This is a genomic window from Clostridium sartagoforme (assembly GCF_039521405.1).
Lineage (GTDB): Bacteria > Bacillota > Clostridia > Clostridiales > Clostridiaceae > Clostridium > Clostridium sartagoforme.
In genome coordinates this window covers 309,647-322,538 of sequence record NZ_BAAACH010000011.1, presented here as the reverse complement: position 1 = coordinate 322,538, position 12,892 = coordinate 309,647, and the positions used below count along the sequence as shown (strand labels likewise).

Annotated in this window: 11 protein-coding genes; all 11 read right to left on the bottom strand. The window is 24.3% G+C overall.

Translation table 11 applies throughout. From position 1 onward, the window contains the following. Window positions 1-249 precede the first annotated feature (249 nt). Entirely contained in the window at window positions 250-1,137 is an 888-nt protein-coding gene (locus ABDZ60_RS05060) for an EAL domain-containing protein (RefSeq protein ID WP_343776563.1), read from the bottom strand. Between the two features lie 62 nt (window positions 1,138-1,199). Next, window positions 1,200-2,768 (bottom strand): hybrid sensor histidine kinase/response regulator, encoded by a 1,569-nt coding sequence (locus ABDZ60_RS05055; RefSeq protein ID WP_343776561.1) that lies wholly within the window; start codon window positions 2,766-2,768, stop codon window positions 1,200-1,202. 79 nt (window positions 2,769-2,847) lie between these two features. Continuing rightward, window positions 2,848-3,024 (bottom strand): hypothetical protein, encoded by a 177-nt coding sequence (locus tag ABDZ60_RS05050; RefSeq protein ID WP_343776559.1) that lies wholly within the window; start codon window positions 3,022-3,024, stop codon window positions 2,848-2,850. Between the two features lie 249 nt (window positions 3,025-3,273). Beyond that, window positions 3,274-4,524 (bottom strand): hypothetical protein, encoded by a 1,251-nt coding sequence (locus ABDZ60_RS05045; RefSeq protein WP_343776557.1) that lies wholly within the window; start codon window positions 4,522-4,524, stop codon window positions 3,274-3,276. After that, entirely contained in the window at window positions 4,514-5,257 is a 744-nt protein-coding gene (locus ABDZ60_RS05040; RefSeq protein ID WP_047001247.1) for a LytR/AlgR family response regulator transcription factor, read from the bottom strand. The genes ABDZ60_RS05045 and ABDZ60_RS05040 overlap by 11 nt, the downstream gene beginning before the upstream one ends. 279 nt (window positions 5,258-5,536) lie before the next feature. Continuing rightward, on the bottom strand, window positions 5,537-6,433 hold the full coding sequence (locus ABDZ60_RS05035) for an EAL domain-containing protein (protein ID WP_343776555.1): 897 nt from the start codon (window positions 6,431-6,433) through the stop codon (window positions 5,537-5,539). A gap of 97 nt (window positions 6,434-6,530) precedes the next feature. Then, a complete protein-coding gene (locus ABDZ60_RS05030) occupies window positions 6,531-7,787 on the bottom strand; it encodes an MFS transporter (protein WP_343776553.1) in 1,257 nt (418 codons plus the stop codon). A gap of 134 nt (window positions 7,788-7,921) precedes the next feature. Further along, on the bottom strand, window positions 7,922-9,514 hold the full coding sequence (locus ABDZ60_RS05025; RefSeq protein WP_343776551.1) for an alpha-glucosidase: 1,593 nt from the start codon (window positions 9,512-9,514) through the stop codon (window positions 7,922-7,924). 10 nt (window positions 9,515-9,524) lie between these two features. After that, window positions 9,525-10,442, bottom strand: a complete 918-nt coding sequence (locus ABDZ60_RS05020) for a DUF1861 family protein (protein ID WP_343776549.1) — start codon at window positions 10,440-10,442, stop codon at window positions 9,525-9,527. A gap of 109 nt (window positions 10,443-10,551) precedes the next feature. Next, complete coding sequence (locus tag ABDZ60_RS05015; RefSeq protein WP_343776547.1) at window positions 10,552-11,592, bottom strand: LacI family DNA-binding transcriptional regulator; 1,041 nt, start codon at window positions 11,590-11,592, stop codon at window positions 10,552-10,554. A 208-nt stretch (window positions 11,593-11,800) separates the two neighbouring features. Then, a complete protein-coding gene (locus ABDZ60_RS05010; protein ID WP_343776545.1) occupies window positions 11,801-12,886 on the bottom strand; it encodes a glycoside hydrolase family 130 protein in 1,086 nt (361 codons plus the stop codon). Between the last annotated feature and the right edge of the window lie 6 nt (window positions 12,887-12,892).

The window sequence follows — 12,892 nt, the reverse complement described above, 5'->3', positions numbered from 1 at the left end:
CCTATTACCTTACACCTGTTACCTTGTTACCTTGTTACCTGTTACCTAAACCAAGCTGTGAACTAAATATTATTTCATTATAAATATAGTTTATCACAATATATAAAATATTTCTTACGGATTTTATCTTCTAATTATAATAACTGGTTTAAAGAGTAAAAAAGTGAACATATATAATTTTACTTATATATGTTCACTTAAGAGCTAATTAAAGACATTAGATTAATTTTTTAGAATTTGTATTACCTCTTATGATATAGATTCTATATACTGATCTCTATTAGATATTTCTAGCTTCTCAAATTCTCCTATAGTCATTGGTTTACCATATAAATATCCTTGTACAACTTCACAACCTACACTTTTTAGGAATTGTGATTGTTCTAAAAATTCTACTCCTTCAGCAACAACTTCTAAACCTAACTCATTTGCCATATTAATAATATTTTTTATAACTATTTTACCTTTTTCTGATATATCCCTTTTATCTAAAAATAATTTATCCAATTTTATTATATCTATTGGAATATTTTTTAATATATTTAAAGATGAATATCCGGCGCCAAAGTCATCTAAGGATACTTTAATGCCAATCTTCTTTATTTCTTTTATTATAGAAACAATCTTATTTGTTTCCCTAAACATTATTCTCTCTGTTAATTCGATTTCTAAAAATCTAGTATCTATATCATATTTTTTTATTATATTCTTTAAGTCTATTACGAAATTATCATTTTCACTCATAGTTATCTTAGATATATTAATTGATATAGGCACCAAACTAACATTATTTTTTGACCATCTATTAATAATTTTGCAAGCTTCTTCAAACATATACATATCTAACTTTACTATATTTTTATTTTTTTCAAGTATAGGAATAAATACTTCTGGACTAACTATACCATCATTTCTATTATTCCACCTTGCTAAAGCCTCAGCCCCTACTATACTATCACTTTCCGAGTTATATTTTGGCTGAAGATATATTTCAAACTCACCTTTTTCTAAGGCTTTATTTAAACTTTTCTCAATACTATTTTTAGAATTTTTTCTATTTACAAATTTTAATATGTACTTAATAGCTACTACTATTAAAATAAATATAACTACTTCACTTATTATTCTAACCCACATATTACTTTTATCATTCCTTTGTTCATTATCTTTAATTATTTGTATTTTTATTATTTATTTCATCAATTCAACAATGCTTCAATTATACTTTTTTTATTTATTGGTTTTGATATATGCTTATCCATTCCTATATTAAGCGATTCTTCTTTATCTTCTGGGAATGTATTGGCAGTCATTGCTATTATTTTTATATTTCTTGAATCAGGTCTCATACTATTTCTAATTTCTTTAGTTACATTATATCCATCAATAATTGGCATTCTAACATCCATAAATATATAGTTATAATAATTAATATCTGATGCTTTAAACATCTCTATAGCTTCTTTACCATTTGTAGCATACTCTACAATTAAGCCTAGATCCTCTAAAATTTCTATTGCTATCATCCTATTTATTTCATTATCTTCTGCCAATAAAACTTTCTTATTTCTTAAAATATCTAAATCTAATTCATTATTAACAATTTTTCTTTCTTCATCAAAATGTTTATCAAAATATAAATAAAATCTAAATACACTCCCCTTTCCTAAAGTACTTTCCACAATTAAATTACTACCCATTAATTGTATTAGTTCCTTACATATATAAAGACCTAATCCTGTACCATCAAAGTTGCTATTATTAAAATTATCTACCTTCAAGAATGGCTCGAATATTTTTTCTATAAACTCTTCACTTATTCCAATTCCATTATCTTCAACTTCAAACATTACTTTTACTTTTTCATCTATATTATCATTAATCCGCTTTACCTTTAATGTTATCTCTCCTTTCTCTTGAGTAAATTTATTCGCATTTATCAATAAATTTAATATAACTTGCTTAAGCTTTACTTCATCACCTATTATATTTAAGTTATCTATTCCTTCTGTAATTACTTTGTAAGTTTGATTTTTCTCAATTGCTTTATCTTTTATAATTATATTAATGTTTTCTATCATGCTATTTATATTTATTTTTTGTTTAAGGATTTTTATTTGTCCTAATTCTACTTTAGAAGCATTTAAAATATCATTTACTAATTCAAGTAAATTTTCAGATATTAATTTAACTTTTTCTAAATTATCTTTAACTTTATTTTTATCATTAATTTCTTTTTGAGCTTTTGATATTAGTCCTATTATTCCGCTTATAGGTGTCCTAGCTTCATGCCCCATGCTAGCTAAAATCATTCTTTTATTGATATTATCATTCTTTAATTTTATATATTTTCTATTTAATCTTATGATTATTACAAATAACACAATTACTATAATAATCATTGTAATTACTAAGAATATAATAAATATCAATATTTTGTTAAAATCAGAAACAATCATTTCTTCACTTAATGCTATTTCATTTTCTTGGTTTAATTTATCAAAGAAATTTTCCTTGGAATCTATTATATATATTAATATTTGTTGTGAATCACTATTATCATAATCTAATTCTAGTTTTTCATCTTTGAACTGCATAGATATCGATTTTACCGGAATATTTTCAATAAACTTATATGTATCTTCTATTAGTAAGCTTTTTATATGTTTAATAAATATTACTGTCCCTACTAATAATATTAAAGTAATAAATATTGCTGCTTTTATTATATTGTTATTATAAAAATTTTTTTTAATTTTATTGTTCATAATGCTATCCTTTAATTAAACATTTTAGTAATATATCTAATCATTAAGTTTTTAACATTATAAAAATTAATTTATCATATCACTTATCTTTTTTATCTAAGCCCCTAATCTCATATATGCTTTTATATTTTTCATAATTAGATATTTGTTTTTCAAGTATTATCTTATCCATAAGCCTGCTTAGTTTTATTACCTCTTCGCTATTTCTCTCATTTATATACTTTTTTTCTAGATCACGTCTTAACTTTTCCTCCATTGAATACTCCTACCTTTTTTATTATTCTAAATACTAGCATTATATTTTATTAATAAGAGTTGTACCTAAATATATAAGGTAAACTAATTTTTAAAATATCATAAACTTTGTAAGAATTTCCTTATTATACAACCCATTTAAAATAATATTATAAATATAATATTATTTTTGTTTTTTTGCATAAAAAGGTACTTTTTTGATGTGAAATGTATAAAAAATAGACAAGAAATCTCTATTTCTTATCTATTTTTAAAGTAAGCATTTAAGCTCTAATATATAATTTTCCTTTTTAACTTCTATTATTGCATTTAAATTTTTTGCTTTTTGTATTATTTGTTTTATTATAGTATATTCTAGTTCATCGTTTTCATTGTTAAAGGCATTTAATTTTATATATAAAAAAATTTTTTCCCCCTTACTTTTTACTTCGCAAATTATTTTTCTATCATAATATTCATCTTCTATTAAACTTATACAGCTATATAAAACCTTTATAAGAAATTCTGTAAAATCTAATATTTCCATATTATTTTTTTTTATATTTGCTTTAACTAATAAGTCTATAGATTTTATATTACATATCTCATTAAAATTATATAAAACAGAATCTAAAACTAAATTATTTGTATAATTTATAATATTAATCTTCTTTAAGTTATCTTCTATTTCATTAATATATTCTTTTGCTCTTTCAAATTCATTTCTATTTATTAATATATTTATTGCTATCAAATGATTTTTAGTATCATGCTTAAATTCCTTATATTTTTTATAACTTTCTTCATATTTTTCATAATGTTTTATTTGCATATAATATTGGCTTTCTAGTATTATATTTTTTTCTTCTAATGTTATAATTTTATATGCTTCTTTTAATTTAATTATTATAATATATATCATTAATATTAAGCTAACTATTATATAAGTTAAGTTTATGTAATTTAATACATGTTTATATACATAAATTCTTGTTAGTACTAATAAAATCATTATTATACTTAATAATATACATATTTGCATATTATTATCTTTATGAAATAAAATCTTTTTGACAAAAAACTTTTTTTTATTTATTATAGGTCTAGTTATTATATGTACTAATAAAAATATTAACATTATAAAAATAAGACTTTTTTTATCATTTATATATGTATTATAATTTTCAATAGAATATATATTACTAATAATCATGAAGATAATTAAATCTATAATTGAAATTATTAAAGATAGAAATGTACTAAATAAATATAAAATGCTTTTATTATCATATAAAATCAATAGCTCTATTAGCATAATTATATATCCACCTATTAATAACTCAATATTACATGGATTGAATAATTTAAAAATACTTATACTAAAGGTAAATAACATAATATATGTACATAAATCTTTTTTATTAATATTATATTTACTAAATAAATTAATATAATAACTTCCTACAAATCCACTTATTAATATATTTATACTTACGTGAAAAATTATACTTTCAAGATTCATCCATTCCTCCGTATTCTTTATCTTCAAATATATAGTCTAAATATGCTTTTTTTACAGCTTTACTTCTTAATCTGCTTAATAAAACCTCTTTACCACAAACTAATTTTACTGTAGAAGTGTTAATGTCTTTTATCTTAGTTATATTTACTAAATAGGATCTATGTGTTAGTATGAAATTTTTATTTTTTAGCCTTTTTTCTATATCCTCCATCTTTCCATTGAAATCTATGCTTTCATCTACCGTATGAATGGTGATTGTCCTATTTCTTACTTCTATAAATTCTATTTCCTTTATATGTATAGTCCTTATTGAGTTTCCTAAATTAATTAAAAGATAATCTTTATAATTTTTATTAATCTTATTTATGGCTCTCATAAATATTTCTTTAAGCTTTTTATCTTCTTGCCCTTTTATTAAATATGCACTTGCTTCTACATCATACCCATCTAACATATAATCACTTGAGCTAGTTATAAATATTATTTGTATTCTGCTATCAAAACTTCTAATTCTTTTTGCAGTTTCTATACCATTAATATCATTCATTAATATATCTAAAAATAATATATCATAAATACATATATCTCTTTTTAAATATTCTAATAATTCTTTTCCTGAACTATAGCAATCTATTTCTACATCCAGACTTTCCTTTTTACATAATAACTTCAACTTATTTTTTATGGTTTCTTGGAAAATATATTGATCGTCACATACTGCAATCCTCACCATATAACCAATCTCCTTTTAATATATTCAACCTTATTACTAAGTAAAAATAAAAAATTCTCATTTTTTTCATATAATTGCTATAAGTTCCTTAATATTATATATCTTATGTAAACAGTATGTCCATTGTATTTTATAATATCTTAAACTATATTAAATTTTCATTAATTACTTTTTATATAATTGATCAATTCATCTATAATAAATCTTTATTTACCAAATACAACTAGGCTGCTAAACTATTCTTTAGCAGCCTATCTTATCCTATAGGAAATTATTTTATTAATACTTTAATACTTTTTTCTCGAATTCTTTTAATTCAATTGGCTTACAATACAGATACCCTTGTACAGTTTTGCATCCTATGCTTTTTAGAAATTCAGCTTGCTCACTATACTCTACACCTTCTGTAATCACTTCTAGTCCTAATTCATTTGCCATATTAATGACATTATTTAAAACTATCTTCCCTTTTGTTGAGAGGTTCTTTTTATCTAAGAATAATTTATCTAATTTTACTATATCTATTGGAAGACTTTTTAATATATTTAAGGCCGAATAACCAGCACCAAAGTCATCTAATGCAATCTTTATACCTAATTCTTTTATTTCTTTAAGAACTTTTATTATTTGTTCAGATTTCTCTATCATTGTTCTTTCTGTTATTTCTATTTCTATTGAATTTTTATCTATACTATAGAAATCTATTATCTCTTTTATATACTCTATAAAATTATATTCTTCTTTCAGTGTTTCGCTAGAAATATTTATTGATATAGGAAAAATATTATTGTAATTATTCTTCCACCTTTGAAGTATTTTACACACCTCTTCAAACATATACTTATCTAATTTTACTATAAAATTATTTTCCTCCAATATAGGAATAAATTTATCTGGAGCAACCTTACCAATCTCCTTATTATTCCATCTAACTAATGCTTCTGCCCCCACTAGTAAATTATTTTCTAAATTATATTTTCCTTGAAGATATACTTCAAACTCTCTATTTTCTATAGCTTTATTTATATATTTCTCTATTTTTAATTCTTTTTTAAAATTGGAATTACACTTACATCTATATAGATATTTTATAATAATTTTGGAATATATATATACCCCTATTATTAATAGAAATATATAAAAAAACCTTTCTGTTAGCCATAATAAGTTAATCATTTAATTGTCTCTCCATCTTTAGTTTACTATCCCTAATATTATATTCAGTTAACTTTAATATGGCTACTATATTTATTTTTCCTTCCTTATTGTTAATTTAAATATAGCTTTTTATATTTTTATCTTGTTTCTTATTGATAACATTATTTTTTATTGCACCATAAGCTAGTACTAATATAGCTATTAATATGATAGATAAGTATGTTAATCCAAATACATGTATTCCAAATCTTTCATATAGTCTTCCTGTAGATAAATTTAATAAGCTAGGCAATATTGTAGATGAAAATGAACTTAATAATATAAATGCTATAAAATGCTGGTCTACTGGTACCATTTGTCCAATTAATTTATTTTGAACTTGTAAGACTATTGCTGTAACGATTCCATGTAGTGTTGTTACAATTAAAATCAATATATATGAAGTTGTATATGCCATCGCTCCCCATCTAATAACTAAAAATCCTAGTGCTATTGCCAGTGCTACATCATTTTTCTTTAATACTTTAATTTTATCAAAGGTTAATAATAATAAAACTTCAAATATAACCATTACAAATGGTATTAAAGCTATTACTGATTTTGATATATTTAAATCAATCATCATCATTTGAAGTCCATATCCTGAAGCTGCATTTTGTGTTCCTGTAATTATTGATATTATTATTAAAGCTTTTATATAATCTGTATTTTTTATTAATTCTTTTAATGAGCTAACGAGATTTTTTTCTCTCACCTTAATTATTTTATGATTTTCTAAAGCTTCATCTGGTATTTCTTGAATATTATTTAACATAATAACACTTAAAGTCACCAAAAGTATTCCAGCAAATATAGCTAAATACACATCTCCTATTCCTATTGCTATTGGAGCTACTATTCCAGCTAGTCCATATCCTATAGTAGATCTTACTCTTATATTTCCATATGATCCTTTATTAATCTTTGATATATTCAATAAATATTTATCATTTAAAGTCCCGTTCGGTTGAAGTAAAATTGATCTTAACAAATTTATTATAAAGAATAGAATAAAATTGTTTATTATTATAAGTAATCCTATAGTTACTATATTAGATATATGCACAATTCTACTAAAGCCTATTACCTTTTTATACTTATCTAATATGCTGCCCCAAATAAAAAATATAGGTAATATTATTAATGGAGTAGTTCCTACAATTAAACTTATTTCTCTTACGCTAAACCCCTTGATAGAACTTAAAAACAATACAAAAACACTTCCAATTATATTTACTCCTAAAGAAGAAACTAATAGATAATTCGAAAACTTCTTAGTAGATATATTTACTATTTTAACTCCCCCCTTAGCATTACTTAACACTTTACTCATTTACAACAAATATCATTATAGGTTTATTATTTATTAATCACAATGTAATATAATTTAATTTTATATACTATATTTCTATATCAACCCTGGGGTCCAAAAAAATGAAGCTGTCTCATAGACAGCTCAATTAATAGCTAATTTTTTAAAAGTATTATTGTAAATTCATATGGTTCTAAAATAATATTTTTATCTTTTTTAGTTTTACCATATAGTATTTCGCCAATAGTTTCTTCTCTGTATTTTATATTACTAAAATTTATTATCACCTTAATCTTTTGTTCTTCATATTTTCTTTCAAAAGCTAAAATACCATCATATAAAGAAATATTTTCATATCTTCCATATAATAAACATTCATTATTATATCTTAATTTAATTAAGTCTTTATATAGATTAAGTAAACTATCACTAGTATTTTCACAATATTCAACAGTTTCTATATCTCTTTTATCATCAATATTAATCCAAGGCTTCATTTCTGAAAATCCGTAATATTTACTGTTATTCCATTGCATAGGGCTTCTAGATTTATCTCTAGAACTATTATTCGCACTTTCTAATGCTTCTTTATGGCTTTTACCTTTATTTATTTCTATATTATATTTTGTTACTCCTTGGACATCATTCATTTTGTTTATATCGTTACAAAATAAATTTTTCATTCCAATTTCTTCTCCAAAATAAATAAATGGAACTCCATAGGCAGTTAATAGAAATACTGCTATAGCTCTTTCTATTCCAACGCTCTCCCCCTTTGGATTAAATTTTGATATACTTCTTTCCATATCATGGCTATTAAAAAATATAGTAGGAATTTGATTTTCTGAATACTTATTGTTCATTTCTTTTATTTCTTTATATAATTTTTCTGCTGAAAAATCTTTCATACTTCCTAAATTAAAATTAAATACTACATCTAAAAGATCTTTTCCTGAATAATTTATTAACTCGTCTATTTCCTCTGAACCAACTTCACCAACAAGGAATGCATCTTTTTTAATACTTTTTATGTCCTTTGAAAGTTTTTTTATAATATCTAAAACTCCATTTTGATCTTTATCAAATTTATGAATTTGCTCTCCATTTTCATCATAAGGATTATTATTTTCTAAATTTTCATTTACTGTTAAGAAATTAATAACATCAAATCTAAATCCATCTACTCCAATATTTAGCCAGAACTTTAAAATCTCTAGCATTTCATGATAAACTTTTGGATTTGCCCAATTTAAATCTACTTGTTCCTTTGCAAAAGCATGATAATAGTATTCTTTGGTTAAATTATCATATTCCCATGCATCTCCTCCAAAAAATGATTCCCAATTGTTAGGCTTATTTTTTCTCCAGATATAGAAGTCTCTTTTATCATTATCCTTAGAACCTTTTGACTTTTTAAACCATGGATGTTCGCTGGAAGTATGGTTAAGTACTATATCAATAATTATTTTTATATTTAAATTATGTGCCTTTTCTAAGAAATTTTTAAAGTCATCTAAAGTCCCATAATCTTTATCTATATTATAATAATCTGATATATCATATCCATTATCAACCTTAGGTGATGGATAAAATGGAGTTAACCAAATTCCCCTAACTCCAAGTTCACTTAAATAGTTTAATTTTGAAGTTATTCCTTTAAAATCTCCTATACCATCATTGTTGCCATCCTTAAAACTAGGCATATATATTTCATAAAAAACACTTTCTTTCCACCATGTTTTTATCATAATAAGCCTCCTATTTAAATGGATTATCTATTTCGATTAATTGAGCTTCTGCATCACTAATTCCTGCATAAAGTACTGCTCTATCTCTATTTAAAACTAATCCGCCACTAAAAACCACATCTTCTAAATCTAATCTCTTTGCTTCTCCTGGCTTGAAATTTTTTCTTATTGCTATTATCTTTTGATCCCTAACCTCTAATGTATTTATATCTAATTTAAAAGTCATTGGATAATAGTGTCTATTCATTTCCTTATCAAAACAAGCAATATGCCCAAGTATTCCTAATGTTGAATCATTTAAAGCTCTTGCCTCATTAGCTCCTCCCCATTCTTCATCTATAAATAAACTATCTATAAGGGGAGCATTATCTATAATATCTATATTTAAATCTTCTAATTCAGATATTATAGTAAAGCCAATCTTTCCTCTTCCACCCTTTTTCCCTTGAGGTCTTGTAAGTACTCCAATTTTATTATTTTTTAATTGAACTAATCTTAAATCCTTCATTCCATCAGGGCCTGCAAAGAATTTTTTTAAAGAAGAAATATTTTCGCCTTTATAAAAAATAGTTCTCCATTTTAAAGTATTTTCTTTTTCTGGATCTTTGAATACTTCAACGCCACCAATTATTAATTCATTATTTATTTTGGTAAAGAAAGGGTCTTGTAGATTAAACCTTGGATATTCCTCAATTTGGTGCCATACATTCTCTTTTTTTTCAAAAAAGTAAACTGTAGAATCCTCACTATCTCTAGCCTCTACCCTACCAGCAATAACTAATTTTTCTTCATTAATAAAAGGAGCTGATATATTATAAACATCATTTTTTCCTACATTAATAAATTTTATTTTTTCTACATTATATATATTAATTTTATTGTCTAAGTATTTTCTTAATAATGTTGAGCATGTTTCTTTTATTTTCATTTGTCCCATCCTCCAATAAGATAAACTAAATTATCATTATTTCATACTATTTTTATTATATTACCATATGTATATTACTGATGTTTTCAATATTTAATCTATAACTTAATTAGTCATACTTTTTTCCTACTGAATCTCTCTCAACTATTTCTACACTAAGTATAGTCTTTTCATCTGGATAATTCTTATTTTCTAATCTCCAAATCAATCTCTCTACTGCTTTTCTACCCATAAAGTCCTTCTCTACTCTCACTGTTGTTAACTTAGGTTCTATAAGCGAACCTAAAACTATATCATCAAATCCAACTATTGCTATATTAGTTGGGACACTGTATCCAAGTTCTTTTAATGCTGATATCAATGATATTGCAGCATTATCATTAGAACAGACAAATGCTTCAGGCATTAATTTTATATTTTTCACTGTTTCTTTTACTGCCTCTAAATTTTTATTTATTATATGGTCTTCAATTTCATATAATATAGAATTACTATCTATAAATTCATCTAATTCTCTATATGTTTTGAATTCTAAAAATTTTTTCATTGATTCTCTATATCCAAAGTATCTTTCCTTTATGCTTAAAGAATAATTTAGATCACCAAAAAAACCTATATTTTTATATCCTCTTTCTATTAATAACTTTGTAATATTAAAGCTTCCCAGTTTATTATCAGTTAGTATACTATCAGTACTCTCTAACAAAGATGTATGATCTACCAAAACCACAGGTATCTTATAAGATTTTAGTTTTACTAAGTAATCATCATCTATATTTCCTATTACTATTATTCCACATACCTTTTTACTTTCTATACAGCTTGGTATACTCTTTTCTGATTCATTTATTAGGCATGTAATGATATCATATCCTTTACGCCTTGATTCATCTCCAATACCCATCATAATCTTGCCATAGAAATTATTATCTTCAAAATAATATTTCTTAATAATTACACAAATATTTTTATTCGCAAAAGTCTTTATAAATTTAGGTGACTTATCTAAATACCCTAATTCTTCTGCCATATCTAAAACTTGCTTTCTAGTTTCTTCGCTAACCCCTGCCTTGCTATTTAAAGCTAGTGACACGGCATTAATTGATATATTTAATTTTTCAGCTATATCCTTCATTGTTATTTTTCCCATGCTCAATCTCCTAATAATCCCGTTATTTTGTATTTAATCTATTTATTAATTCTTTATAAAGGCCTATTAATCCTTTACCTAGAATTACTTTTCTACATATTTTTCTATAATTTATTATTATAACTTAAGAATATTAACAGTTTTAATAAGTAATATAGCGCTGAATCTTATACAAGTTTTGAATCTTCACACTATATTGTTTACTGATTTACTTTATAATCTTAAAAATATCATCAATCATTATATCAGCTCTACAAATTTTATCATCTGCTGCACCGTAGTATATTTTTACAGTTCTATCTTCGTAAATGCATCCACAAGTAAATACTACATTTCCAAAGAAGCCTTCTTTTTCATAATCTGCTTCAGGTTCTAGTATAGCTTCTGTAGTTTTACCTAATATTTTACTTGGATCATCTTTATCTAATAAAAATGCACCTAAACAATATCTATCATTTTCATCTGCTGCATGATAAATCTTAATCCATCCTTTTTCTGTTAAGAAAGGTACTGCACCTCCACCAACTCTTCCATTTTCCCAAGATTCTTCATTTGATACACCATAAAAATGTTTTTGTTTACCCCAATGTATTAAATCAGGAGACTCTGCAAGCCACATATCTGGTCCTCCAATAGCTGATGGAACTGGTCTATTAAATGTCATGTACTTTCCATTTATCTTTTCAGGAAATATTGTTACATCTTTATTTTCAGGGGCAAAAATAATTCCATGTCTTTCATAGCCTACAAAATCCTTTGTTGATACTAAAGATGTAGCTGCTCCATTTCTAGTAACTGAAGTATAATTTATATAATAAGTATCTCCTATTTTTGTTATTCTTGGATCTTCTATTCCCCATTCTTCTTCTGAAGCTATTGGTTTTATAAATGCTTTATCATCAATTGTAAAGTTTTCTCCATCCTTTGATCTTGCAATTCTAATATGAGATAATGATGTTAAATAAGCTATCTTCTTTGCTCCTTTACTATTTAATGTCCATAAAGAACGTGAGTCTGAATAATCATATTGTGTATCTATCTTTTTGTTAAAAGAAATTATATCTATAACATCTTTTCCATCTTTATTAACTACTACAGGTATTTTTACTTCATCTTCATCTTCTACTTTAACTGATTCAGCTACTCTACAAAGTAATATATATTCATCATTATATTTACAGGCTCCACAGTTAAATACACCATCTACTTTAAAATCCTCTCTACTTGGATTTACATCACCTGGCTTTATTAGTGGGTTTCTTTCACTTCTTTTTACTACTATCTTATTTGTCATATCTAA